Raw genomic sequence first — 23,221 nt, 5'->3', positions numbered from 1 at the left:
AGTGGATGGCTCGGCGGTACCCCGGCCGGGTACCGCCTTCCGCCCCGTGCCGGAGCTCGAGCCGGTGACGCTGAAGGTGGCCTGGCCGGCCGAGTCGTGCTCCCCCGCGGTGGCGGCCTTCGTGCGCGTGGCCCGGCAGATCGCCGAGGCGCCCGAGGAGCAGTTGCTCCGCAGCTAGGGCCGGTTAGGGACGTCTTAGTGGTGGAGGAGATCGTAGGCTTGGGCGAGGCCGTCGGCCCACGGTGAGTCGCAGTCACGTTCCCACGCGCGGTACAGGCGGTCGCGGGTCGCCTCTCGGCGTAACCAGTCGCCGAGGGCGCTCGGCTTCTGATTGGCGAAGTTGAGTCCGGCGACCATCTCGGCCAGGTGACGGTCTGCCGACGGGGTGAGCGTGGCGTCCCAGACATCGAGGAATCGCGCGACGTGCTCGCCGGCCGCGCGAGCCGCGTCGAGGAAGGTCGCCGGATCGGTGAATGACCCGAGCCGCGGCGGGTGGTCCGCCAGCAACGACCGCCACACCACGTCGAGGTACGCGTCGATGGCCTGCTGCTCGACGCGCGGCCAGGTGCGCCACTGCTGATGGGGGAGTTTGCCCAGGACGATGTCCGGGTCGAGGTCGTCGGACCCGAGCAGGCGCTCAAGGAGTACGGGGAGCAGGGCCTTCACGTCAGCACGGTCGCCGACCGTGTTGCCGAGGCTGATGCTCAGTCCGAACAGGTCGTGCTCGTCGACCAGCACGGAGCCCTCGCAGTGCGGGCATCCGTCGAGCACCGCCCGGCGCGGGTACCGGGCGAACGCGTCCCGTACGCCTGCCAGGGCCGCCCTCAGCTCGTTCTCCACCGGTCGATTCTCGCATCGACGACTCACTACGCCGTGCCCGCGAGCAGCCACAACCGACCCAGAACGTCGCGGAGAGGTAGACGAACCAGACCGGTGTCAGGTGCGGGGCCGCGTGTGTTGCGTCGAGTCAGGCAGCAGAGGGTGCGTCGATGGCGGTACCGGTACGTGCGGCCCGCGCGGTGCCCCAGTCGTACAGGGCCTGCAACACCGGGGCCAGGCTGAGTCCTTCCTCGGTGAGCCGGTACTCGACATGAGGTGGTGTGGTCTCGTGGTCGTGCCGCAGGACGAGCCCGTCGGCCTCCAACTCGCGCAGACGCTGGGTCAGCATCTTCTCGCTGATTCCTGGCATCCGGCGGCGCAGTTCGCCATAGCGGTGTACGCCCTCCTTGAGATGGGCCAGGATCACCGGTCGCCATTTTCCGCCGACAACGTCGACGGCGAGCTCCACCGGGCAGTGGTATCGCTTAGGCATCGTGGCCTCCCTCGGCACGCACCAGATGGTGCGTACTTGATCTTCGTCACTACGGGTGTTGAGCTGTAGCCATGGTGATCGAGTACATCAGGTACCGCGTGCCGCAGGAGCGGCTGGACGGCTTCGAGGCGGCGTACGAACGGGCCGCTGGCGCGTTACGCGCTGCGCCTCAGTGTGTGGACTACGAGTTGAGCCGCTGCCTGGACGACCCCGCCTGCTACCTGCTGCGCATTACCTGGACATCAGTGGACGAGCACCTGAAAGGGTTTCGGGGCGGCCCGGTATTCGGGCAGTTCTTCGCCGCGATCAAGCCGTACGTCGAGGACATCCAGGAGATGCGGCACTACGCCCAAACGACGGTTGCCGGCCCTGGTGGCGCCACGCTGCCGAGCCTGTATGAGTGGGCCGGCGGCACCGACGCGTTCATGATGCTCTGCGATGCCTTCTACCGCCTGGTCCGCTCCGACCACCTGCTCGCGCCGATGTTCGCGCACGTGGACCCCGACCACGCCCGGCATGTAGCGGTATGGCTTGCCGAGGTCTTCGGCGGACCGGCTACCTACACAATGGAGCACGGCGGCTACCCCCACATGCTCGGCCAGCACCTGGGCAGGGCGATCAGCGAGACGCAGCGTCGGCGGTGGGTCAACTTGATGATGGACGCTGCCGACGAGGTCGGCCTGCCCGATCATCCGGAGTTCCGCGCCGCCTTCACGAGCTACATCGAGTGGGGCACCCGGTTGGCGGTAGCCAATTCTCAACCGAACGCGGACCCGATTCGGCAGGCACCGGTGCCACGCTGGGGCTGGGGTGTGGCCCCGCCCTACCGGGGGATGACCCGAAACTCGGGTGCGGGCGACCTGGCACACCCGTAGGCTCCCGCTCCGACGGCTGGCACGGCGTCCGGTCCGATGGGAGACGAGCGTAGCGATGACCGCACACCTGTTCGGGATCAGCTTCGACGCGAGCGAGCCGCTACGGCTCGCGCAGTTCTGGTCCGGGATCCTGGGGCGGGAGATGGTCGACGATGCACAGGACGGCGTTCTGCTCCTGCCCACTGACGACACCGGGTTCCGCATCCGCTTCGCCCCGTACCCGCAGCCGAAAATCGTCCAGAACCGGATGCACTTCGATCTGACGAGCAGCTCGCTGGAGGACCAGCGGCAGACGGTGGCCAGGGCACTGGAGCTCGGCGCACGGCACATCGACATCGGCCAGGGGCCGGACGACGATCATGTGGTGCTCGCCGACCCCGAGGGCAACGAGTTCGACGTCATCGGCCCGGGTAACAACTTCCTTGCCGGCTGCGGATTCATCGGTGCGCTGGCCTGCGACGGATCGCAGAAGGTGGGGTACTTCTGGAGCCAGGCGCTGGGGTGGCCGCTGGTCTGGGACCAGGACGAGGAGACCGCGATCCAGTCGCCGAACGGCGGTACGAAGATCAGCTGGGGTGGTCCACCGCTGATGCCCAACGGAGGCAGGGACCGGGTGCGTTTCGACCTCGCTCCGGCTGTCGACGTCGATCGGCAGGCGGAGGTCGACCGTCTGCTCTCCCTCGGGGCGACCCTTCTCGACACCGACCAGGGCGAGGCAGGCCGACTGGTGCTGGCCGACCCCGATGGTCAGGAGTTTGCCCTGCTGACGCCCCGCTAGCCGTCCGGCTGTCCCGCAAGATCGTGCTCGATCAACGCTGTAGTGGTCACGCGCGCTGCCGGATGCCACTACATCCTGGTTCGAGCACGATCATGCCGCGCGGGGCCGCGCGGCGTGGACCGCGCGGGCCCGGCCCTCGCGGGGCAGCGCGGCGCGGGGCAGCGCGGCCGGCGGCGCGGACCGCGCGGGCCCGGCCCGGCGGGCCCGCGGCCCGCGCGGCGACCGGTTGGACAAGGGAGGCGCCGGTCGGTCAGAGTGGTCCGCCGTGAGATACCTGCGTACCGGTGGTCCCGCCGCGATCCGGCGGCCCCGGCCCACCGACTCCGACGAGTTCGTCGCCGCCGTGCGGCGCAGTCGGGAGCTGCACCAGCCGTGGTTGGTCGCGCCCGGCAGCCCGGAGGAGTACGACCGCTACCTGAGCCGGATCCGCCGCCGGGACAGCGCCGGCTACCTGATCTGTGACCGGGCCAGTGGCGAGATCGCCGGTTATGTGAACATCAGCGGGATCGTGCTCGGTGCACTGCGTGGTGGCTACCTGGGGTATGCGGCGTTCCTGCCGTACAGCGGGACCGGGCACGCCTCGGCGGGCGTCGCCCTGGTGATCGACCCCGCGTTCACGGCGGCGGGGTTGCACCGGCTGGAGGCGAACATCCAGCCGGGCAACGAGCCGTCCCGGCGGGTGGCCCGCAAGCTCGGTTTCCGGTTGGAGGGCTTCTCCCCGGACTACCTGTTCATCGACGGCGCCTGGCGCGACCACGAGCGGTGGGCGATCACCGCACAGTCGTGACGTGGAGTCCCCGCACAAGCGTCCCGCTGTCAACGGACACCTCACCGACGTTTGTCCCGGGCTTCGACGGGAAACGGGCCGCAATGACGAAACCTCGTGTGGTGATCGTGGGGGCCGGGTTCGCCGGTTACCACGCGGCGAAGACGTTGAGCCGGATCGCCCGGGACCGGGCCGAGATCGTGGTGCTGAACTCCACCGACTACTTCCTGTATCTCCCGCTGCTGCCCGAGGTCGCGGCCGGGGTGGTCGAGCCCGGACGGATCGCCGTGCCTCTGACCGGGACGCTCAAGGGCGTACGGGTGGTGGTCGGCGAGGCGGACCACGTCGACCTGCAGAACCGCTGGGTCGGCTTCACCCAGGCGGAGGGGGAGAAGAACCGGCTGGCGTACGACCGGCTGATCCTCGCCGTGGGGAGCGTCAACAAGCTGCTGCCCATCCCAGGGGTGACCGAGTACGCGCACGGCTTCCGCGGCCTGCCCGAGGCCGTCTACCTGCATGACCACATCGTCCGGCAGGTCGAGCTGGCCGAGCAGGCCGAGGACCCGGCCGAGCAGCAGGCCCGGGCCACGTTCGTGGTGGTCGGGGCGGGCTACACCGGCACCGAGGTCGCCGCGCACGGGCAGTTGTTCACCGACGCGCTGCACGCCCAGCGGCCCCGGCTCACCGTCCGCCCCCGCTGGATGCTGCTCGACGTCGCGCCCCGGGTGCTGCCGGAGCTGGACAAGCGGATGTCGGACACCTCGCACAAGGTGCTCAACCGGCGTGGCGTGGACGTCCGGATGGGTACGTCCGTGGCCGAGGCGACCGCCGACGGGGTGAAGCTCACCGACGGGGAGTACGTGCCGACCTGCACGCTGGTGTGGTGTGTGGGGGTGCGCCCCGACCCGTTCGTCAACGAGTTGGGCCTGCGCACCGACCGGGGGCGGCTGGTGGTCGACGAGTTCCTCAACGTCCCCGGCTACCCGGAGGTGTACGCCTGCGGCGACGCCGCCGCGGTGCCCGACCTGACCCACCCGGGGGCGGTCTGCGGAATGACGGCCCAGCACGCGCAGCGGCAGGGCAAGCTCGCGGCGCACAACATCGCCGCGTCGTACGGCTTCGGCCGGCGCAAGCCGTACAAGCACCACGACCTGGGCTGGGTTGTCGACCTGGGTGGCAGGGACGCGGCGGCGAACCCGTTGCAGGTCAACCTGGCCGGGCTGCCGGCCAAGGCGGTCACCCGGGCGTACCACCTGATGGCGATGCCGGGAAACCGCACGCGGGTCAGTGCCGACTGGGCGCTGGACGCCGCGCTGCCCCGGTCGGCGGTCCAGCTGGGGCTGGTTCCGGCGAACGCGGTCCCGCTGGAGAGCACCTCACCCGAGGTCGCGAATCAATCCCGCTGAGCAGGCGTTACGCGGTCCGGCCGGTCAGCCCTCCCGGGCGGGACCGGCCGGTCGGCGTGGCCGGGCGGGCGGATCGGCCGGCGGGGCGGGTCGGAGCCTGCGAGGGCCGTACTCGCGCAGCAGGGTCTGGACGATGCCGGCGGCGGGGATGGCCAGCAGAGCGCCGATCAGGCCGGCCAGCTCCGCCGCGAGCAGCACGCTGACCAGCACGGTCAGCGGGTTGAGCCGCACGGCGCGGGACAGGATGAGCGGCTGGAGCAGGTGGTTCTCCACCTGCTGGTAGACCACGAAGAAGACCAGCACCACCACCCCGGCGGTGGGGGAGTGCAGGAAGCCGGACCCGGTCGCGATCACCGCGCCGAGCGTCGCACCGACCAGCGGTATCAGGTCGGTCACCGCCACCAGCACGGCGAGCACGGCCGCGAACGGCACTCCGGTGAGGGTCAGCACCAGGAAGGTCAACGCCCCGCAGAGCACGCTGATCAGCAGGTTGCCGCTGAGATAGCCGGTGACGGCGCGCGACACCTGCCGGCCCACCCGCCGCAGCCGCTCGCCCTGGCCGTCCCCGGCCGCCGCGAGCATGCCGCGGGTGATCCGCGGTGCTTCCAACACCATGAGGTACGCCAGCACGATGACCGTGACCAGCCCGGCGACCGTCTCGACGATGCCGCGCAGCACACCGACCGCGGGTTGGCGCAGCCGATCCCCGAAGCCGCGCAGCTGGTCGGAGTGCTCACTGACGTAGCGGTGGGCGCCGGTGCGCTCCAGCAACTGCCCCAGCCGGCCGTGGCCGGCGCGCGCGTCGCGCAGCAGCTCGGGTGCCCGGTCGGCGAACCGGCCCAGCTCGTCGAACAATGGCACCAGGATGAGGGCGGCCACGATCGCCAGCAACACGAAGACGGCGAGGAACACCAGCAGCGTGGCCAACGCCCGACGCCGTACGAAACGGCGTTGCAGCCGGTCGACGAGGGGCTTGAGCGCGACGGCGAAGAACGCGGCGACCACGGCCCACACCAGCACCCGCCGGGTCGCGTACACGAAGGCCAGCGCGACCGCGGTCGCCAACACCAGACCGATCACGATCAGGGTCCGGCGGGCGGTCACCCGATCGTCGGCGATGCTCATCCGCCGCGCCTTCCCCGCGCTCGCCGTCGGAAACCCGGCATCGTGGACGGGAGGGAAGGTCTGGAGCAGGGTTCGGGCTCAGCCGCGCCCGTTGTCGTCCGCGTCGGTGACGGGGTGGGCGCCGGCGACGAACGTGTCGAGCGCGGCGGCGTGCAGCAGGCCGCCGGGCACCGGGTCGCGTAGGGCGGCCACCGCCAGCCGCCCGACCGGCAGCCCGCCGGGGCGCGACGTCGCGGCGAGCACCAGGTTGCCGTAGCGCCGGCCGCGCAGCATCCGCCGGTCGCCGAACACGCACACGTCGGCGAAGACCGCCCGCAGCGTGGCCACCTGCACCCGGGTGCCGACCAGTGGCGGCAGATCGGTGACGTTGACCAGGTACAACCCGTCGGGGCGCAGGGTGCGGGCCACCTCGGCGGTGAACTCGACGGTGCGTACGTGCCGGGGCATCTGGGCCGCCCGGTAGATGTCGGCGATCACCACGTCGTACCGCCCGGCCGGGGTGGCGGTGAGCGCGTCCCGGGCGTCGGCGACCTCCACCCGCACCTCGGACGGCAGCGGCGGCAACTCCCGGGCGACCAACTCGACCACCGCCGGGTCGCGCTCGACGACCCGCTGCGCCGAGCCGGGCCGGGTGGCGGCCAGCCAGCGGGGCAGCGTCAACGCGCCGCCACCCAGGTGCAGAACGCTCAGCGGGGCACCCGCCGGGGCCGCCACATCCACCGCCGCGGCGATCCGTCGCACGTACTCGAAGTGCAGGTGCCGGGGATCCTCGACATCCACGTACGACTGCTCCACACCGGCGGACAGCAGCGTCCGCCCGGTCCGGCGGGCCGGGTCGGCGACCAGCTCCAGCCGGTCGGCGGCGCGGTTCATGACGGGCACGCTAGCCGAGCCCACGATCCACCCCGCCCGTGGCCCGGCACGGCCGACGGGCCGGCGGAACGGGGTCGCCCCCGTCCGCCGGCCCGCCCGTGCCGCTGTTGCCGGTCAGCTGCCGGCCATTCCGGCCCCCACCTCGTCGATCGCGTCGTCGATCCGGTGGGCGAGGTCAACGTCGAGCGCGGTCACCCCGTCGGCCTGGTTGGTCCGTACGGTCAACACGGCGGCGGTGTCCCCCGGACGTCCGATGCTCGGGCCGCGGCCGGTCTCCTGGCGCAGCCGGTCGAGCCGGTCGAGCACCCGGTCCAGGTTGTCCGGCGGCAGCGCGACCACCCGGTAGAAGGCCTGGCTGTCGCCGGCCCAGTACGGCAGGTCGTCCAGCGCCGCACTGATCTCGTCCGCCTCCAGGGTGGGTGTGGTGGTGGAGGCGCCCACGAGGCCGCCGCCGGCCTCCGACGGGTTCAGCAGGTCACGCAACCCGTCGGGTACGTGCAACGACTCGACCAGGTCGCCGTCCTGCTCGGCGAGCGCCGCGAAGGTCGCCTCCGCCTGGTATCGGGCCTGCTCCGGGGTGTTGCCGCTGATCCGGCCCACCTCGGCCAGGAAGCCGGGTAGGTCACGGTGCCGCTCGACGCCGTCGACGGGCAGCACGTCGTGCAGAGACGCTGGCACCGCCGCGAGGAGCCGCTGCCGCTCGGCCGCCTCCAGGGCGAAGGCGAGGACCAGCACCGTCGCCTCGGTGCCCACCTTGGCCGTCTTGAAGTCGACCCCGGCCCGACGTCGGACCTCGTCGACCAGGTCGTGGTAGCCCATGCTGCTCACTCCGGCCGCGCCGTCTGGCGGGGACGGCTGCGGTCGCGGATTGTCGGCCCTGCCGACCGCCGGCGGTGCCGGCCCGCCACGCGTACTGTCCGGCTTGTGTGCTCCGGCCGCCGGCGGTCCGGCCCGCTTGCCCTGGTCGAGGCTTGCGATCTGCTTGGAGGCGCTCAGGCTGGCGCCGAACTCGCTGGGCTGGCGACCCTGTTCGCGGGCCTGCCGGGCCAGAGCCCGGCGCCTCTGGTTGTCGCCCTCCATCTGCTTGCGCATGGTGACACCCCTTCCGCTGGGGATCGTGGCTGCGCCCGTCGCCTTCCCGCCGTCCCAGGAGCCGAAACGGACGCCGCCGGCCGGGTCGACCCCGCGTCCGCAGCGCTTCATCCGGCGGGGGTGAGGGGTGCTCACCCGCACGGCCCACATGATCGGGTCAGGACCGGAGTTCTTCCGACGTACGCGGAAGGAAGGTCGTCATGAAACAGATCGTCGAGATCGTCCCCGCCAGACCCGGCTGGTACGCCCGCTGGCAACTCAACCCCGAAGTCACCAGGTGTTACCCGGTGAGCCTGTGGGCGCTGCTGGAGGAGGCCGACGGGACCGGCCGCGAAGTGGTCGGCATGGACTGCATCGGCCAGTGGCCTGGCGCGGACGACAACGAGGCGGGTGGGCAGTTTGTCCGCTACCTGTATCAGACGCCCGATTCGGGAGAGCCCGAGGACGTCGACTCGACCCCGACCGGCGAGCTGCGCGAGAACGGGCCCCGGCTCCAGCCGATGACGGCACCCTAGACATTCCTCCGGCCCCCGACCCCAGGTCCCAGGGTCGGGGGCCATCCCCCGTGGCCCAGGGGCGGCCCCCAGAGCGCCGATCAGCCGATGGCGCGCACGTCGTTGTCGGTGGCGTGCTCGACGGCCAACAGCTCGGTCAGCCCGGTGCGGTCCAGCATCTGCTGGAGTCGCGGGCTGACCGCGGTCAGCCGGATCGCCTTGGCGGTGCGGTGCACCACCAGCAGCGCGCTGAGCCCGGAGGAGTCGCAGAAACTCACCCCGGTCAGGTCGACCAGCACCTGCTCGTGGCCGTCGTCGCGGAGGTCGGCTGCCGCGGCGATCAGGTCGGGCGCGCTGTCGTAGTCGAGCTCGCCGGTCAGCCGTAGTCGGACGTGCCCCGCGTCGAGCCGAGTCGCCTCAATGGTCAACAGCTGATCGGACATCCCGCCATGTTGCCAGCTGAGCGGGAGAACGCACGGCGGGGGGTGGCGACACCTGCGGCGGCTGCTGTGACGTGCCGCTATCCGCGTTCCGACGTAGGGTGGTCGGAGCGTTTTGGCCAAATAGACGCCGGTTCCGGTGCGGGTTCGGGTGGACGACAAGGAGTGAGGCTCAGCTGGTGACTGCTTCCGACGTCAGGGATTGTGACCCGGGCGACGGACGGATCTCCACGCCGAGCACGGCACGGTCCACGGCGTGGTCCGCGGACGCCCCGCCCCGCCCTACGGCAGCCCTGCCGCCGCTGGCCCCCGACCGCGCTCTGGCCGCCGCACCCAACTGGTTCGAGGTCGTCGAGCACTTCCGTGAGGGCCTGGTGGTCTGTGACGCCGACGGTGTCGTGCGGCACGTCAGCCCGGTGGCCGAGCGGCTGCTGCCCGAGGTGACCCCGGGTGAGCTGCTCAGCGCGGCCGGTGTGCCCACGGTGAGCGAGGGGAGTGCCGACGGCTTCACCCATCATGGGCGCCGGCTCACCGCCCGCCAGGTGCCCCTCTCCGGCGCCCGCCGCTGCTGGTATGTCGAGGACGTCACCGACAGCGTCAGCCGCGCCGACGCGCTGCTCGCCGAGCGCGCACGCTCCGCCTTCCTGGCCGTGGCCGGTGACAAGCTGGGCAACCCTCTGCACCCCGACCGGGCCGCCGCCGCGGTCGTCCGACTCGCCGTGCCGACCCTGGCCGAGGTGGCCGTGCTGGTGCTCGCCCCGCGTGCCGGGCGGGCCCGCTGGTGGCGGGCCTCGCGCACGGACGACGAGGTGCCGACCGTGGACAGCGGCGTGCTGGCCGGCGACGAGCTGCCGGCCGCCATCGCCGACGGGCTGACCGGGGTCGAGCCGCACGCGGTGGACTGGTTGGTCGAGCAGGCGGCCGACGCCGGTTGGCTGCCCGGGCTCGCCGGCACCGAGAGCGCCGCCCGGATCGTCCCGCTGCCCGGCCGCGACGCACCGGTCGGTGTGCTGCTGGTGGCCCGCCGTGCCACCCGTTGGTACGCCGAGGCCGACGTGGACTTGATCCGCGCGTTCGCGGCCCGCGCCGGCGCGGCGTTGACCACCGCTCTGCTCTACCGCGACCAGGCAGAGGTCGCCGACACCCTCCAGGCCAGCCTGCTGCCGGTGGAGCCGGCCGAGACCGTCGGCGTGCAGTGGGGCACCGCGTACCGGCCCGCGCAGGCGGGACTGCGCATCGGTGGCGACTTCTACGGCTCGCACCGGCTTGCCGACGGCGGCTCGGTGTTCTTCCTCGGCGACGTGTCGGGCAAGGGCGTCGAGGCGGCCGTCTTCACCGGTCAGTTGCGGCAGTGTCTGCAGGCGTTGCACCGGTTGGAGTCGCATCCCGGGCGGTTGCTGCGGCTGCTCAACGACGCACTGCTGGAGACGACCCAGGGCCAGGGCCGCTTCGCCACGATCGTGCTCGGCGTGGCCCGTCCACAGCGCGACGGTGGCCTCACCCTCACCATGGCCGGCGGCGGGCACCTGCCGCCGCTGGTGCTGCGCGCCTCCGGCGAGGTGGAGTCGGTGCCGCTGCGCGGCATGCTGATCGGGGTGGTGCCCGACCCACGCGTCGGCGAAGTGACCGTGCAGCTGGCAGCGGGCGAAACCTGCCTGCTCTACAGCGACGGGGTGACCGAGGCCCGAGGTGGCCGCCGCGGCGACGAGCAGTTCGGCACGGAACGGCTGGTCAGTGCGCTGACCGGCTGTCAACGGATGCCGGCGCCGGCCCTGGCCGAGCGGGTCGAGCAGATCACCTGTGACTGGTTGTCGCACGGCGACCACGACGACATCGCGGTGCTGGGGCTGCGCGCGGCCGGTCCGAGCGGGCGCGGGTCGCGGCATCTGCACTCGGTGCCCGCGCAGGCGACCACCACCGACCAGTAGACGGAGACTGACGCTTGACTGCCGCCACGGCCGCCGCCGACCCGACCAGCGCCTACTCCGGCTATCTGGACTGCCTCGCCGACGCCGACGAGTACGCCGCGATCGACATGGCGATCGGCCTGCTCGACGCGGGCGTACCGGCGGAGCGGGTGCTGCTCGACCTGGTCGCGCCCGCCCAGATCGAGGTGGGCGAGCGGTGGGCGCGCAACGAGTGGAGCGTCGCCCAGGAGCACGCGGCCACGCACATCAGTGAGCAGGTGGTGGCGGCGGTGGCCACGCACGCCAACCCGCGCCCGACCGGCGGACGGGTCGTGGTCGCCTGCATGGACGGCGAGTGGCACGCGCTGCCGCCCCGGCTGGTGGCCGAGGTGCTGCGGCTGCGCGGCTGGCAGGTGACCTTTCTGGGCGCCAGCGTCCCCGCGGCGCACCTCGTGTCGTACCTGCACCGCTACGACGCGCACGCGGTCGCGTTGGCGTGCGCGCTGCCGATGCGGCTGCCGTACGCCCACCGGATGATTGAGGCCTGCCGTCGTTCGGACGTGCCGGTGGTCGTCGGTGGGCGCGGGTTCGGCGTGGACGGTCGGTGGGCGCGACGTCTCGGCGTGGCCTGGGCGCCGGACGCGCCCGCGGCGGCTGAGCTGATCTCCGACGAGCGGGCGTTGCTGGGGGTGCCGCCGGCGCCGCTGGCTCACCTGGCCGACGACGAGTACGCCAGCCTGGTGCGGCGTCGTGGTGAGCTGGTCGACAGCGCGTTGGCCGACCTGCGGGAGCGAACGCCGGCGGCCCGGGCCTACACGGCTGCTCAGCTCGACTCGACCGTGAGCGATCTGGGCCACATCGTGGATTTCCTGGCCGCGGCGGTCTACGTCGATGACGCCTCGTTGTTCACCGAGTTCGTCGAGTGGCTGTCGGGGATCCTGCTGAGCCGGGGGGTGCCCGCCGCCGCGATCGCCCGGCCTTTCGAGCACTACGCCGTCGCGTTGCGTGACTTCCCCCGGGCGGGACGTGTGCTGGCCCTGGGGTCGGCCGCGCTGCCCGCCGCCGGTCAGCGGGCTGCCCGGTGACCGCCCGCCCGACCGCGCCGGTGTCGATCACCGCGCCCTGCGGGGTGGGGGTGCTCCTGCGTATACTTGCCGCACCGCAAATGTCCCATCCAGCGGTGGAGCGAGGGGGAGCACGGTGACGTTCAGCGTCAGCCACGTCGAGCGCGACGGCGATGGCGCCTGCCTGCGGCTCGCGGGCGAGCTAGACCTGAGCACCGCGCCGGAGCTGACCGCCGCGATCGACAAGCTCATCGCCGCTGGCGAGACCCGGTTGCTGCTCGACCTCACCGACCTCACGTTCTGCGACTCCACCGGGATGGCCGTGTTCGTCCGGGGGGACAATCGGGCTGCGGCCGACGGAGGTTGGCTGCGGCTCACCGGGGCCAACGGCCGCGTCGAGCGGGTGCTGCAGGTGACCGGTCTGGCCGAGGTGTTGCACGACGAACCGGAATCGGCCGACCCCGCGTTTCGCAACGCCGTCTGATGGGCTAGATTTCCCCGCCAATGCGGTGACCGTCAGGTCCCGTCCCACCTCACCCGAGGCAGGTAGTGATGGGCGCAGACAGCCCGCAGCCAGTACGCATCCTGGTGGTCGACGACGACCCGGGTGACGTGCTCATGATCGAGGAGGCGTTGGCGGATTCCGACGTCCACAAGATCATCGACGTGGTCAGCGACGGCGAGGAGGCGATGGAGTTTCTCCGCGCCGAGGGCCGGCACGAGCAGGCCCGCCGACCGGACGTCATCCTGCTGGACCTGAACATGCCGCGGATGGACGGTCGACAGGTGCTCGGCGCGGTGAAGCAGGACGAGGATCTGCGGACCATCCCGATCGTGGTGCTGACGACCTCCAACGCCGACACCGACATCGTCGGCAGCTACACGTTGCAGGCCAACGCGTACGTCACCAAGCCGATCGACCTGGACGACTTCAACGACGTGGTCCGCCGCATCGACGAGTTCTTCGGCCGGGTGGTCGTGCTGCCCAAGCGCGCCTGACACAGGCCCCTCGCGCGCGGATGCTGAACATTTTTCCCGAACCCCCTCGGCGGTCGCGGTCGCGGTCGAGGATCCAGGTGGGGAAGTAACAGCAGCTGCCTGGGGGGCGACAGTATGAGGTTCTCCGTCGTTGAGACCGGTTACGACCAGCGGCAGGTGGATTCCTGTCTGGACGAGGTGGCGATCCGGTTGTCCCGGCTCGCGGCGCGGGCTGAGGCCGCCGCCGGGGAGACCCGCGAGTGGGACGAGATCCGCCAGGAGGCGGCCTGGCTCAGCGGGCTCCTGCGGCGGCTGGACCTGGGCGACGCCGCGATCAACCGGCACACCGGTGACGGGGTGCCGCGCGAGGCCGCCGAGATCCTGGCTCAGGCCCGTTTCGAGCTGGACGAGGCCCGCGAGGAGGCACGGCAGGTGCGCGAGCGGGCGTACACCGAAGCCGTGCAGGCCCGGCGCGACTTCGAGGCGGCGCTGTACGCCCGGCGGCGACGCGAGGCGCGGGTGGACGAGATCCTCAGCGAGGTGATGGTGGATCAGGTGCCCGCGGACACCCCGACGGCGGCTGCCGGCGTACCGGGGAGCCGGGTGGGAGTCGGCGGGCTGGAAGCGGGCGCGGAGCCCCCGTCCGGCCGTCGCTGACGCATCCGGCTCAGGTGGTGAGCGCCGCGGTGACGGTGGTCGCCCGATCCTCGTGCTGGGCGTACGCGTCGGGGTACGCGGAGATCTGCACCGACTGGGCGGCGGCGGTGACGCTCATGTCCTGCCAGCCCGGGATTTCGTTGAGAGCGGCGTAGAAGGCGCGTGCGGCGTACGACGGGCGCATCAGCTCGGCCACCGTGCCCCAGCCGCTGCTGGGCCGCTGCTGGAACAGGCCGACCGAGTCGTGGTCGGAGCCACTGCCCTGGTTCGGGTACTCCGCCGACTCGGGGAGCACCTCGCTGGCCAGGTTGTAGAGGTTGCTCTCCTGCATGGCCGTGGACAGTGCCACCACCAGGGCGCGGCGCGGCATCTTCATCTCCAGGCCGACGTCCACGATGATCTTCGCGTTGTCCATCTGTGCCTGGTCGAGCCCGGCGACCGGTCGAGGTCGGCGCGGCTTGACCGGCTTCTTGGGCGCCTTGCGGGTGACGCTGGGGGTGGGTGTGGGCTTCACCGTCGGGCTGGGCAGGACCCGTGCGGGGGCGACGTCGCGGTCGAGCGACCGGGAGGCGCGCTGGTCGGCGATGGCGGCACGGTCGGCCACCGCTTCGGCCAGCGGTTCCACCGTGCGGGGCGTGTCGTCGCTGCCTCGGGCAGCGGCGACCCCGACGAGGCCGAGGCAGCAGGTGACACCGGTGGCCAGGGCCACCCGGACCGGGGTCGAGCGCAGCAGGGCACGCCGGGGCGCTCCGAAGGCTCGGTGACGGCCAATCGTCCGTTCGGTTGATGCGGCGTCGTCCGAACGGGTAGTCGGGCGCGCGTCGGTCAGCTTCTGGTCGGCAGCGTCGTCGGGAGGCACCCGCCGAGGCTAAAGACCTGAGTGCGCGATGACATCGGCCCGTACGGTGGCATGCGCCACACTTTGCCCCGATCTTGCAGACTTTAAGGGACAAAGATGGAGGTCACTCAACCAACCTCGCTGATCGGGCCAGACGGTTATTCCCGATTCGCCGGGTGAACGCGGTCGCCCCACCAGGCCGCGCCCTCGTGCTCGCCCGCCCACCACCGCTCACCCGTACAGCTGACGCCAGCTGCCCAAACGGCCCACCGCGCCTCACCCGCCCGCCCGTGCAACCCCGCCGCGCCCGCCCGCGCCACCCACGCGCTCCCCGCGCTCCCGGGTCAACCCCTCGGACTCAGCCCGAGGTCACCAACCGGACAACTCGGATGCCTCGGACCTGGTCGACCCGGACGTGATCGACTCGGTATCGCCGACATGGGGGCATCCCCACCTCCGGACACCGCAACATCGCCGAACCGGAGTGGATCACAGCTCGCGCGGGGCGGGAGAGGGTGAGTGGGCTAGTGGCGGCCGTTTTCTGCTGGAGTGACCGTTAGCCGGTGTCGGCTGGCGTCGCCGCTGGAGAACGGCCAGAGCCGGTCGGCGTACTCGACCAGGTCGGCCAGTTGATCTCGACTGAGGCCGGCCGAGGAGATCTCCGCGTGCACGTCGGCCCGGTACCGACCGTCGTCGTCGCGCCCCAGCTTCGCCTCCGCCCGCACCTGGACCGTGTGCGCCTCGTCGGTGATCTCCCCGGCCGCCTCCACCGCCGCGTGATGCAGGCAGGAGGCGAAGGCCGCGGCCAGCAACTGTTCAGGTCTCAGGCCCGTGCAGTGCGCCGCCAGCGGCGAGGCCAGCGCAGTAGAGAGCCCGCCGTCGTCCGTGCGTACGTGACCGCCCTCGGCGGTCGCTGTGGCCTCACGCAGCCAGGAACTCTGATCCGGCATCGCGATTCTCCCGTCGCTCACCGGGTCGGCTACCCGGCCGTCGCTCGGCGAAACGCCGTGGACCGTACGGTCAGCGGCCGTACGCTCGGTCCGGCTCGTCGAGCACCGCCACCGCCTCGGTGGCCTCCGCCGCCGCTCGTTCGGTCCACGGGGATACCGGAGCCGGCCGGCGGGCCGTCGGCACCGTCATCGGCACGTACACCCGGGCGTCCACGGCCTCGGCCAGCAGCAGCGCCGCGACCAGGCTGGTCGGGCGCCGCGCGGGATCGTCCGCGAGGCAGGAGTGGCACAGCTCGGCCACCTCCGGCGGGAGCCCCTCGATCTCGGGCAGCGGCTCCGGTGCCTGATGGCGGCGTACGCCGAGCAGTTCGGCGGAGGTGGCCGCGCGGTACGGCAGCCGACCGGTGAGGCAGTAGTAGAGCAGCACGCCGAGGGCGTACATGTCGGCGGCCGGAGTAGCCAGCGCCCCGTCCAGCTGCTCGGGCGCCAGGTACGCCGGCGTGCCCAGCACCATCCCGGCCGGCACCAGGTCCGGTGAGCCGGTGGGGGTGGCGATGCCGAAGTCGAGCACCTTGACCCCCGTGGGAGTGAGCATGATGTTGGCGGGCTTGACGTCGCGGTGCACGATGCCGTCGGCGTGTGCGGCGGCCAACGCCGCGGCGACCTCCGCGCAGACCCGCACCGAGATCCGCCAGTCCAACGGCCCGGCCCGCAGGTGCGCGGCCAGCGTCTCGCCCTCGGCCAACTCCATCACGATGTAGGGCACCGTGCGGCCGGGCGACGTCGAGGAGGTGCCGAAGTCGTGCACGCTCGCCACGTTCGGGTGCACCAGGCGGGCCGCCGATCGGGCCTCCGCGCGGATGCGCTCCACCGGGCCGCCCTGACCGTCCGGGCCGGGCAGGATGAGCTTCACCGCGACCGGCCGGTCCAGCACGCGGTCGTGCGCGCGCCACACCTCGGACATCCCGCCCACGCCGATGCGCTGCTCGAGCTGATACCGCCCGTCCAGCGTACGCATCGATCACTCCTCGCCTTCGTCCCGCCGGCAGCGGGTGCTCCGGTCGCGGTACCCGGGCTCCGAGCTGGGCAAACCGGAGCGCGATTCGGGAGCGCCCGGCCCCGCGCACCTCGCTGCGGCACGGCGGCGGGTGCGGTAGCTTGCGAGCCAGGCCGGTGTCACGGATTGTGCCGGCATCGTCACTGAGGGAGCGCGCGATGAGCGAGGTCACCGTACGCTTCGTCGGCGGGCCCGCGGACGGCCTGGTCCGACTGCTGCCGGTCGGGTCGGACGGTGCCCCACCACAGCGTTGGATCATGCGGCACCCGGACGGCACCGGGCCGGTGCAGCCCGGCCCCGACCACCTCTACGAACGCGACCAGCCCGACGGCGTCGGTGGCTGGAGCATGCGGTTCGTGCGCACCGACGCGTACGGGGTGTCCGAGTGACCACGAGGCGGGGCTGACCCATGGTGACGCCGACCCCGCGTCGGCCCGGCCGCACAGCTGGCACACAGCTCACGCAGGGGCGTGGCACAGACGTCGCGACCACGATGGGGGCATGGTCATGAACGGGCAGGCCGCGCCAGGCCGGATCGAGCTGCGCCGCCCCGACGGCGAACCGGTCCGGGTGCTGGTGGTCGACGACGAACCGACGCTCACCGACCTGCTGTCGATGGCGCTGCGCTACGAGGGCTGGCAGGTACGCAGTGCCGGCAACGGCATGGCGGCCCTGAGTGCCGCCCGGCAGTTCCAGCCGGACGCCGTGGTGCTCGACGTGATGCTGCCGGACCTGGACGGCTTCCAGGTGCTGCGCCGGCTGCGCGAGCACGCCCCCACCGTGCCGGTGCTCTTCCTGACCGCCCGCGACGCGGTCGAGGAACGCATCGCCGGGTTGACCGTCGGCGGCGACGACTACGTCACCAAGCCGTTCAGCCTGGAGGAGGTGATCGCCCGGCTGCGCGCGCTGCTGCGCCGCTCCGGGTTCGCGGTCGCCGCCAGGGAAGACGCCGTGCTCACCGTCGGCGACCTGAGCCTCGACGAGGACAGCCACGAGGTACGCCGCGACGGCCAGCTGATCACCCTCACCGCGACCGAGTTCGAGCTGCTGCGCTACCTCATGCGCAACCCGCGCCGGGTGCTCAGCAAGGCGCAGATCCTCGATCGGGTGTGGAACTACGACTTCGGCGGCCAGGCCAACGTGGTGGAGCTGTACATCTCGTACCTGCGCAAGAAGATCGACGTCGGCCGGGCACCGATGATCCACACCTTGCGCGGCGCGGGCTATGTCCTCAAGCCCGCCGAATAGCCGCCGCCCGTTGCGGGCCGCCCGCCAATGGCTGGCCGGCCGCTCTTTGCGTACCCGACTGGTGTTTGCCCTGGTCGCGCTGCTGGCGTTGGTCAGCGTCGCCATCGGTGGCCTCACCACCGTGGCGCTGCGGCACTTCCTGATCGACCGGCTCGACGCCCAACTGGCTCCCGCGACGGCCATGCAGGGCGACCGTCCGGGGCGGCCGTCCTTCCCGGGCAACGGACCGGGCGTCCCCCTCGGGCTGCCGTCCGGCGCGGTGGTCGCCGAGATCACCGACGGCCGGGTGACGAGCGCGCGGACCCTGACCAAAAGCCCGTCCAGCGACGATCCGTTCCCCGACGAGCAGTCCGTGCCGGTCGGGGAGGTCGCCACACTGGCGGGCCTGCCGGTCGGCGCCGAACCGCGCACCGTCGACCTCGGCGCCCGCGGTGACTACCGGGCCGTGGCCCGGCAGTTCCGCGACGGCGCGGTACGCGTCGTCGCGATCCCCCTCTCCGGTGTCCAGGAGACCGTCTGGTGGATGGTCGCGGCGCAGGTCGGGGTGGCCGCCGTCGGGCTGGTCATCGCCGGAGCCGCCGGCGCGCTGATCGTGAGGGCCACCCTGCGACCGCTCAACCGGGTCGCCGCCACCGCCACCCGGGTCACCGAGCTGCCCCTGGACCGTGGCGAGGTGGCGCTCGCCGTCCGGGTTCCGGCCGCGGACACCGACCCGCGTACCGAGGTCGGCCAGGTCGGCGCGGCCCTGAACCGGATGCTGGGCCACGTCGCCGACGCGTTGGCCGCCCGGCAGGCCAGCGAGACGCGGGTACGCCAGTTCGTCGCCGACGCCAGCCACGAGTTGCGGACGCCCCTCGCGGCGATCCGCGGCTACGCCGAGGTGGCCCGGCGCGGTCGCGACGAGGTCCCCACCGACGTGGCGCACGCGCTGCGCCGGGTGGAGTCGGAGAGCACCCGGATGACCAGCCTCGTCGACGACCTGCTGCTGCTGGCCCGGCTGGACACCGGCCGGCCGCTCGCGGCGGACCCGGTCGACCTGACCGCCCTGGTGGTGGACGCGGTCAGCGACGCGCACGTCGCCGGCCCCGAACACCGCTGGCAACTCGACCTGCCCGAGGTGGCGATCCGGGTGCCCGGCGACGCCGCCCGGCTGCACCAGGTGGTGGCGAACCTGCTCGCCAACGCCCGGGTCCACACCCCGCCGGGAACCGTCGTGACCACCACGCTGGCCGTCGACGGGGACAGCGCCGTGCTCACCGTCGCCGACGACGGACCGGGGGTGCCGGCGGAGCTGCAACCGGAGATGTTCGAGCGGTTCGCCCGCGGCGACAGCTCCCGGTCGAGGGCGCACGGCAGCACCGGCCTCGGCCTGGCGATCGTCGCGGCGGTGGTGGAGGCCCACCACGGCAGGGTCGGGGTGGACAGTCGCCCGGGTCGGACCGTGTTCACCGTCCGGTTGCCCAATCCCACAGCTGACGCATAGGCCGCGCACGGGGTCGCGCCAGCCCAGCCGTCGAGGCTGGCCGCATGGACAGAACCGACACCCTGCCGACCACGCCCGCCGAACCCGGCCCGGCGGAGCAGCCGCCGACAGCCACGCGCCCCGACGAGCCCCCGCCGCAGACGCGCCGCTCGGCGGCCTGGACCCGGCTCGCGCTGGCGGTCCTGCTGCTCGCCACCGGTGCGCTCTACCTGTGGGGCCTGGGCGCCTCCGGCTGGGCGAACTCGTTCTACGCGGCGGCCGTGCAGGCCGGCTCGGTGAGCTGGAAGGCGTTCCTCTACGGCTCGTCGGACGCCGCCAACTCCATCACCGTCGACAAGACCCCCGCGTCGCTGTGGCTGATGGCCCTGTCCGTACGCGTCTTCGGGTTGAACAGCTGGGCGATGCTCGTCCCACAGGCGCTCTGCGGCGTCGCCTCGGTCGGCGTGCTCTACGCGACCGTGAAGCGCTGGTACGGGCCGGTGGCCGGACTGATCGCCGGCGCGGTCCTCGCGGTCACTCCGGTGGCGACGCTGATGTTCCGGTTCAACAACCCCGACGCGTTGCTCGTCCTGCTGCTGGTCGCCGGGGCGTACGCCACCGTCCGCGCCCTGGAATCGGCCAGCACCCGCTGGATCGTGCTGGTCGGTGTGCTGGTCGGCTTCGGCTTCCTCACCAAGATGCTCCAGGCGTTCCTCGTGGTGCCGGTCTTCGCCGGCGTCTACCTGTTGGCCGCGCCGACCGGGCTGTGGCGGCGGGTCCGGCAGCTGCTGCTGGCCGGCCTGGCGGTGGTGGTCTCCGCCGGCTGGTGGGTGGCGATCGTCGAGCTGGTCCCGGCCAGCGCCCGCCCGTACATCGGCGGCTCGCAGAACAACAGCATCCTGGAGCTCACCCTCGGCTACAACGGCCTCGGCCGGATCACCGGCGACGAGGTGGGCAGCGTCGGCGGTGGCGGTGGCGGCCCGAGGGGCGGTGGCGGTGGCCCGTTCTCGGGGCAGACCGGCCTGCTGCGGATGTTCGGCGGCGAGATCGGCGGTCAGGTCTCCTGGCTGCTGCCGGCCGCGTTGATCCTGCTGGTCGCCGGGCTGCTGCTGGCCGGTCGCGCGGCCCGCACCGACCGCACCCGGGCCGGGCTGCTGCTCTGGGGCGGTTGGCTGCTGGTCACCGGGCTGATCTTCAGCTTCATGTCCGGGATCTTCCACGCCTACTACACGGTCGCGCTCGCCCCGGCGATCGGCGCGCTGGTCGGCATCGGCGTGACGCTGCTCTGGCGGCAGCGCCACCCGCTGCCCGCGTCGGGTGACGACGCGACCGCTGGCACTCGCTGGCAGCGGTGGCGTCCGCTGGCCGCCATGGCGACGCTCGCCGGCACCCTCGCGATCACCGTCTGGTGGGCATGGGTGCTGCTCGGGCGCAGCCCCGACTGGTACCCGTGGCTGCGGACCACCGTGCTGATCGCCGGTCTCGTCGGCGCGGCGCTGATCCTGCTGGTCACCCGACTGCCCCGCCGGTTGGTGCCGGTGGTGCTGGGCCTGGGCGCGGCGGCGGCGCTGGCCGGCCCCGTGGCGTACGCGGTGCAGACCGCCGCGACCCCGCACACCGGATCGATCCCGAGCGCCGGCCCGTCCGTGGCGGGCGGGTTCGGGCGAGGCGGCTTCCCCGGTGGCCGACCGCCCGGCGGCATGGAGCTGCCGGGACGCGGCCAGTTCCCCGGCGGCGGCCAGAACGGCGGCCAGGGTCCAGGCTTCCCCGGCGGCGGCCGCAACGGCGGCCAGGCGCCCGGATCGCCCGGCGGTGCCCAGGTGCCGGGAGGCGGCCAGGTGCCCGGTGGCGCTCAAGTGCCCGGTGGCGCTCAAGTGCCCGGCGGCGGCCAGGCGCCCGGATCGTTCGGCGGGCAGGGGCGCTCGGCTGGTGGGGGGATGGGCGGGCTGCTCGATACCCGTGAGCCCAGCGCCGCGCTGCGCGAGCTGCTTCAGCGCGACAGCGCCGACTACACCTGGGTGGCTGCCACGGTCGGCTCCAACAACGCCTCCGGCTACCAGCTCGCCACCGGCGACCCGGTGATGCCGATCGGCGGGTTCAACGGCAGTGACCCGTCACCGACCCTCGCGCAGTTCCAGGGTTACGTCGCCGACGGAAAGATCCACTACTTCGTCGGTGGTGGCGGCTTCGGGGCCAACGGCGGCAGCTCCGCCTCCCAGGAGATCGCCGCCTGGGTCGAGGAGAGCTTCACGGCGCAGACCGTCGACGGTGTCACCCTCTACGACCTGAGCACCGGTACGGAGGCGTCATGACCGCGCTCAACGGACCCCGGGCCGCCGTCCAGGCCCGACCCACCGCCGCCGGTGCGGTGCTGGACGTGGTGATCCCGGTCTACAACGAGGAGAGCGACCTCGGGCCGTGCGTACGGCGGCTGCACGCTCACCTGAGCGAACACTTCCCGTACCCGTTCCAGATCACCATCGCCGACAACGCCAGCGTCGACGACACCCTGAAGGTGGCTGACAGTCTCGCCGCCGAGCTGCCCGGCGTCGACGTGCTGCACCTGGACGCCAAGGGGCGGGGGAGGGCGCTGTCCGCCGCCTGGTCCGCGTCGTCCGCGCCGGTGCTGGCGTACATGGACGTGGACCTCTCCACCGACCTGGCGGCGCTGTTGCCGCTGGTCGCGCCGCTCATCTCCGGCCACTCCGACCTGGCGATCGGCACCCGCCTGGCGCGTACCTCCCGGGTGGTGCGCGGTGCCAAGCGGGAGGTGATCTCGCGGGCGTACAACCTGCTGCTGCGCGGCGCGCTGGCGGCGCGGTTCTCCGACGCGCAGTGCGGGTTCAAGGCGATCCGGGCCGACGTGGCCGGTGAGCTGCTCCCGTTGGTGCGGGACACCGGCTGGTTCTTCGACACCGAGCTGCTGGTGCTCGCTCAGCGGGCCGGGCTGCGCATCCACGAGGTGCCGGTGGACTGGGTCGACGACCCGGACAGCCGGGTCGACATCGTCGCCACCGCCCTGGCCGACCTGCGCGGCGTGGGGCGGTTGGGCCGTGCGCTGCTGACCGGCGCGCTGCCACTGGCCGACCTGCGCGCGCAGGTCGGCCGGGCACCGCTGGCAGCGCCGTCCGAGCAGCCCGGCCAGACGCCGCCGGCGCAGGTGCCGGTCGGGTTGCCCGGGCAGCTGGTCCGGTTCGCGGCGGTCGGAGTGGCGAGCACGCTCGCGTACCTGTTGCTGTTCGTGGCCACCCGGGGCACGCTCGGCGCGCAGCCGGCGAACCTGCTGGCGCTGCTGGTGACCGCGGTGGCGAACACGGCCGCGAACCGGCGGCTGACGTTCGGCATCAGCGGGCGTCGGCACGCCGGTCGGCATCACCTGCAGGGGCTGCTGGCCTTCGCGCTCGGCCTGGCGTTGACCAGTGGCTCGCTGGCCGTGCTGCACGCGGTCCACGCCGTACCCGCCCGGCCGGTGGAGTTGGCCGTGCTGGTGGCCGCGAACCTGGCCGCCACCGTGCTGCGCTTCGTGCTGCTGCGCCTCGGCATGCACCACCGCAAGCCCGTTCGGCTCCGTTGATCTTGCACTTGCTGCCTATACCTGTGGCGAGGCTGGGAGTCCGCCAATGTGCCCGGTACCCGGATGACGATCAGCGTACGGTGAGGACAAGTCCGGCTTAAAGGGTCAAAAGCCTCATCGCTGCGCACCCGCGAGCCGGTGTCGAGACGGGCGAGGGCAAGGAGCGATCAGTGAGACATCTGGCCTACCTGGACGCGGGATCCGGCAGCCTGATCGTGCAGGCGGTCGTTGGCGGGGTGGCCGGCGCAGCGGTCGCCGCGAAGCTCTACTGGCGACGCCTGGTCGACCGGTTCCGCCGGCAACCGACCGACCAGCGGTGAGCGGG

At 72.5% G+C, this 23,221-nt stretch carries 26 protein-coding genes; 17 read left to right on the top strand and 9 right to left on the bottom strand.

Features of this window, described 5'->3' with window-relative positions:
• The first annotated feature begins 46 nt into the window (after positions 1 to 46).
• Positions 47 to 178 (top strand): hypothetical protein, encoded by a 132-nt coding sequence (locus tag ABZS37_RS15500; RefSeq protein ID WP_355169350.1) that lies wholly within the window; start codon positions 47 to 49, stop codon positions 176 to 178.
• A 17-nt stretch (positions 179 to 195) separates the two neighbouring features.
• Here ABZS37_RS15500 and ABZS37_RS15495 read toward each other — a convergent pair whose 3' ends face one another.
• Both ABZS37_RS15495 and ABZS37_RS15490 read right to left on the bottom strand, forming a co-directional pair.
• Positions 196 to 840: a hypothetical protein gene (locus ABZS37_RS15495; RefSeq protein ID WP_355169348.1), complete on the bottom strand. Its 645-nt coding sequence runs from the start codon at positions 838 to 840 to the stop codon at positions 196 to 198.
• Between the two features lie 127 nt (positions 841 to 967).
• A complete protein-coding gene (locus ABZS37_RS15490) occupies positions 968 to 1,312 on the bottom strand; it encodes a helix-turn-helix domain-containing protein (RefSeq protein WP_355169346.1) in 345 nt (114 codons plus the stop codon).
• A 71-nt stretch (positions 1,313 to 1,383) separates the two neighbouring features.
• On the opposite strand from ABZS37_RS15490, the gene ABZS37_RS15485 reads away from it, so the two are divergent.
• From ABZS37_RS15485 to ABZS37_RS15470, 4 genes are all read left to right on the top strand, one after another.
• The gene (locus ABZS37_RS15485) at positions 1,384 to 2,187 is read left to right on the top strand and encodes an antibiotic biosynthesis monooxygenase (protein ID WP_355169344.1); all 804 of its coding nucleotides are present in this window, start codon (positions 1,384 to 1,386) and stop codon (positions 2,185 to 2,187) included.
• A 55-nt stretch (positions 2,188 to 2,242) separates the two neighbouring features.
• Positions 2,243 to 2,965 (top strand): VOC family protein, encoded by a 723-nt coding sequence (locus tag ABZS37_RS15480; protein ID WP_355169342.1) that lies wholly within the window; start codon positions 2,243 to 2,245, stop codon positions 2,963 to 2,965.
• A 265-nt stretch (positions 2,966 to 3,230) separates the two neighbouring features.
• The gene (locus tag ABZS37_RS15475; protein WP_355169340.1) at positions 3,231 to 3,752 is read left to right on the top strand and encodes a GNAT family protein; all 522 of its coding nucleotides are present in this window, start codon (positions 3,231 to 3,233) and stop codon (positions 3,750 to 3,752) included.
• A gap of 83 nt (positions 3,753 to 3,835) precedes the next feature.
• A complete protein-coding gene (locus ABZS37_RS15470; protein ID WP_355169338.1) occupies positions 3,836 to 5,137 on the top strand; it encodes an NAD(P)/FAD-dependent oxidoreductase in 1,302 nt (433 codons plus the stop codon).
• 24 nt (positions 5,138 to 5,161) lie between these two features.
• Here the strand turns inward: ABZS37_RS15470 and ABZS37_RS15465 are convergent, their stop codons facing one another.
• The 3 genes from ABZS37_RS15465 to ABZS37_RS15455 all read right to left on the bottom strand — a co-directional run bounded on the left by ABZS37_RS15465 (position 5,162) and on the right by ABZS37_RS15455 (position 8,227).
• Positions 5,162 to 6,262, bottom strand: coding sequence for an AI-2E family transporter (locus ABZS37_RS15465; RefSeq protein WP_355169336.1), 1,101 nt, complete (start codon positions 6,260 to 6,262; stop codon positions 5,162 to 5,164).
• Between the two features lie 78 nt (positions 6,263 to 6,340).
• Positions 6,341 to 7,135, bottom strand: coding sequence for a fused MFS/spermidine synthase (locus ABZS37_RS15460; RefSeq protein ID WP_355169334.1), 795 nt, complete (start codon positions 7,133 to 7,135; stop codon positions 6,341 to 6,343).
• Between the two features lie 114 nt (positions 7,136 to 7,249).
• A complete protein-coding gene (locus tag ABZS37_RS15455) occupies positions 7,250 to 8,227 on the bottom strand; it encodes a DUF2267 domain-containing protein (protein WP_355169332.1) in 978 nt (325 codons plus the stop codon).
• A 200-nt stretch (positions 8,228 to 8,427) separates the two neighbouring features.
• Here ABZS37_RS15455 and ABZS37_RS15450 point away from each other — a divergent pair, with 200 nt between their 5' ends.
• Positions 8,428 to 8,742 (top strand): hypothetical protein, encoded by a 315-nt coding sequence (locus tag ABZS37_RS15450; protein ID WP_355169330.1) that lies wholly within the window; start codon positions 8,428 to 8,430, stop codon positions 8,740 to 8,742.
• Between the two features lie 80 nt (positions 8,743 to 8,822).
• On the opposite strand, the gene ABZS37_RS15445 is transcribed toward ABZS37_RS15450, so the two are convergent.
• Positions 8,823 to 9,164, bottom strand: a complete 342-nt coding sequence (locus ABZS37_RS15445) for an STAS domain-containing protein (protein ID WP_355169328.1) — start codon at positions 9,162 to 9,164, stop codon at positions 8,823 to 8,825.
• A 176-nt stretch (positions 9,165 to 9,340) separates the two neighbouring features.
• Here ABZS37_RS15445 and ABZS37_RS15440 point away from each other — a divergent pair, with 176 nt between their 5' ends.
• The 5 genes from ABZS37_RS15440 (at position 9,341) to ABZS37_RS15420 (ending at position 13,767) form a co-directional block, all read left to right on the top strand.
• Complete coding sequence (locus ABZS37_RS15440) at positions 9,341 to 11,089, top strand: PP2C family protein-serine/threonine phosphatase (protein ID WP_355169326.1); 1,749 nt, start codon at positions 9,341 to 9,343, stop codon at positions 11,087 to 11,089.
• A 14-nt stretch (positions 11,090 to 11,103) separates the two neighbouring features.
• On the top strand, positions 11,104 to 12,153 hold the full coding sequence (locus ABZS37_RS15435; RefSeq protein ID WP_355169324.1) for a cobalamin-dependent protein: 1,050 nt from the start codon (positions 11,104 to 11,106) through the stop codon (positions 12,151 to 12,153).
• Between the two features lie 115 nt (positions 12,154 to 12,268).
• Complete coding sequence (locus tag ABZS37_RS15430) at positions 12,269 to 12,616, top strand: STAS domain-containing protein (protein ID WP_355169322.1); 348 nt, start codon at positions 12,269 to 12,271, stop codon at positions 12,614 to 12,616.
• A gap of 68 nt (positions 12,617 to 12,684) precedes the next feature.
• Positions 12,685 to 13,131 (top strand): response regulator, encoded by a 447-nt coding sequence (locus ABZS37_RS15425; protein WP_354995824.1) that lies wholly within the window; start codon positions 12,685 to 12,687, stop codon positions 13,129 to 13,131.
• A gap of 114 nt (positions 13,132 to 13,245) precedes the next feature.
• Complete coding sequence (locus ABZS37_RS15420) at positions 13,246 to 13,767, top strand: ATPase (RefSeq protein WP_355169320.1); 522 nt, start codon at positions 13,246 to 13,248, stop codon at positions 13,765 to 13,767.
• A 10-nt stretch (positions 13,768 to 13,777) separates the two neighbouring features.
• On the opposite strand, the gene ABZS37_RS15415 is transcribed toward ABZS37_RS15420, so the two are convergent.
• From ABZS37_RS15415 to ABZS37_RS15405, 3 genes are all read right to left on the bottom strand, one after another.
• Entirely contained in the window at positions 13,778 to 14,626 is an 849-nt protein-coding gene (locus tag ABZS37_RS15415; RefSeq protein ID WP_355169318.1) for a hypothetical protein, read from the bottom strand.
• A 503-nt stretch (positions 14,627 to 15,129) separates the two neighbouring features.
• Complete coding sequence (locus tag ABZS37_RS15410; RefSeq protein WP_355169316.1) at positions 15,130 to 15,555, bottom strand: OsmC family protein; 426 nt, start codon at positions 15,553 to 15,555, stop codon at positions 15,130 to 15,132.
• A 70-nt stretch (positions 15,556 to 15,625) separates the two neighbouring features.
• Positions 15,626 to 16,573, bottom strand: a complete 948-nt coding sequence (locus ABZS37_RS15405) for a serine/threonine-protein kinase (protein ID WP_355169314.1) — start codon at positions 16,571 to 16,573, stop codon at positions 15,626 to 15,628.
• A gap of 197 nt (positions 16,574 to 16,770) precedes the next feature.
• Here ABZS37_RS15405 and ABZS37_RS15400 point away from each other — a divergent pair, with 197 nt between their 5' ends.
• The 6 genes from ABZS37_RS15400 (at position 16,771) to ABZS37_RS15375 (ending at position 23,216) form a co-directional block, all read left to right on the top strand.
• Entirely contained in the window at positions 16,771 to 17,001 is a 231-nt protein-coding gene (locus tag ABZS37_RS15400) for a hypothetical protein (RefSeq protein ID WP_355169312.1), read from the top strand.
• A 112-nt stretch (positions 17,002 to 17,113) separates the two neighbouring features.
• A complete protein-coding gene (locus ABZS37_RS15395) occupies positions 17,114 to 17,860 on the top strand; it encodes a response regulator transcription factor (RefSeq protein ID WP_355169310.1) in 747 nt (248 codons plus the stop codon).
• Between the two features lie 31 nt (positions 17,861 to 17,891).
• The gene (locus ABZS37_RS15390; RefSeq protein ID WP_355169378.1) at positions 17,892 to 19,343 is read left to right on the top strand and encodes a HAMP domain-containing sensor histidine kinase; all 1,452 of its coding nucleotides are present in this window, start codon (positions 17,892 to 17,894) and stop codon (positions 19,341 to 19,343) included.
• 44 nt (positions 19,344 to 19,387) lie between these two features.
• Positions 19,388 to 21,634 carry a glycosyltransferase family 39 protein gene (locus ABZS37_RS15385; protein ID WP_355169308.1) on the top strand — a complete coding sequence of 749 codons (2,247 nt, stop codon included), beginning with the start codon at positions 19,388 to 19,390 and terminating at the stop codon, positions 21,632 to 21,634.
• Positions 21,631 to 22,896 carry a glycosyltransferase gene (locus ABZS37_RS15380; RefSeq protein WP_355169306.1) on the top strand — a complete coding sequence of 422 codons (1,266 nt, stop codon included), beginning with the start codon at positions 21,631 to 21,633 and terminating at the stop codon, positions 22,894 to 22,896. The genes ABZS37_RS15385 and ABZS37_RS15380 overlap by 4 nt, the downstream gene beginning before the upstream one ends.
• Positions 22,897 to 23,066: 170 nt before the next feature.
• The gene (locus tag ABZS37_RS15375; protein WP_179778832.1) at positions 23,067 to 23,216 is read left to right on the top strand and encodes a hypothetical protein; all 150 of its coding nucleotides are present in this window, start codon (positions 23,067 to 23,069) and stop codon (positions 23,214 to 23,216) included.
• The last annotated feature ends 5 nt before the right edge of the window (positions 23,217 to 23,221 follow it).

The sequence above is a fragment of the Micromonospora sp. NPDC005413 genome (assembly GCF_040606435.1).
Lineage (GTDB): Bacteria > Actinomycetota > Actinomycetes > Mycobacteriales > Micromonosporaceae > Micromonospora.
This window is presented reverse-complemented; position numbering and strand designations above follow the sequence as displayed.

Coding starts and splice junctions, on each gene's coding strand:
- ABZS37_RS15490 (WP_355169346.1), bottom strand. CDS start 1,312: ATGCCTAAGCGATACCACTGCCCGGTGGAGCTCGCCGTCGACGTTGTC.
- ABZS37_RS15485 (WP_355169344.1), top strand. CDS start 1,384: ATGGTGATCGAGTACATCAGGTACCGCGTGCCGCAGGAGCGGCTGGAC.
- ABZS37_RS15480 (WP_355169342.1), top strand. CDS start 2,243: ATGACCGCACACCTGTTCGGGATCAGCTTCGACGCGAGCGAGCCGCTA.
- ABZS37_RS15470 (WP_355169338.1), top strand. CDS start 3,836: ATGACGAAACCTCGTGTGGTGATCGTGGGGGCCGGGTTCGCCGGTTAC.
- ABZS37_RS15465 (WP_355169336.1), bottom strand. CDS start 6,262: ATGAGCATCGCCGACGATCGGGTGACCGCCCGCCGGACCCTGATCGTG.
- ABZS37_RS15460 (WP_355169334.1), bottom strand. CDS start 7,135: ATGAACCGCGCCGCCGACCGGCTGGAGCTGGTCGCCGACCCGGCCCGC.
- ABZS37_RS15455 (WP_355169332.1), bottom strand. CDS start 8,227: ATGCGCAAGCAGATGGAGGGCGACAACCAGAGGCGCCGGGCTCTGGCC.
- ABZS37_RS15450 (WP_355169330.1), top strand. CDS start 8,428: ATGAAACAGATCGTCGAGATCGTCCCCGCCAGACCCGGCTGGTACGCC.
- ABZS37_RS15445 (WP_355169328.1), bottom strand. CDS start 9,164: ATGTCCGATCAGCTGTTGACCATTGAGGCGACTCGGCTCGACGCGGGG.
- ABZS37_RS15425 (WP_354995824.1), top strand. CDS start 12,685: ATGGGCGCAGACAGCCCGCAGCCAGTACGCATCCTGGTGGTCGACGAC.
- ABZS37_RS15420 (WP_355169320.1), top strand. CDS start 13,246: ATGAGGTTCTCCGTCGTTGAGACCGGTTACGACCAGCGGCAGGTGGAT.
- ABZS37_RS15410 (WP_355169316.1), bottom strand. CDS start 15,555: ATGCCGGATCAGAGTTCCTGGCTGCGTGAGGCCACAGCGACCGCCGAG.
- ABZS37_RS15405 (WP_355169314.1), bottom strand. CDS start 16,573: ATGCGTACGCTGGACGGGCGGTATCAGCTCGAGCAGCGCATCGGCGTG.
- ABZS37_RS15400 (WP_355169312.1), top strand. CDS start 16,771: ATGAGCGAGGTCACCGTACGCTTCGTCGGCGGGCCCGCGGACGGCCTG.
- ABZS37_RS15395 (WP_355169310.1), top strand. CDS start 17,114: ATGGTCATGAACGGGCAGGCCGCGCCAGGCCGGATCGAGCTGCGCCGC.
- ABZS37_RS15385 (WP_355169308.1), top strand. CDS start 19,388: ATGGACAGAACCGACACCCTGCCGACCACGCCCGCCGAACCCGGCCCG.
- ABZS37_RS15380 (WP_355169306.1), top strand. CDS start 21,631: ATGACCGCGCTCAACGGACCCCGGGCCGCCGTCCAGGCCCGACCCACC.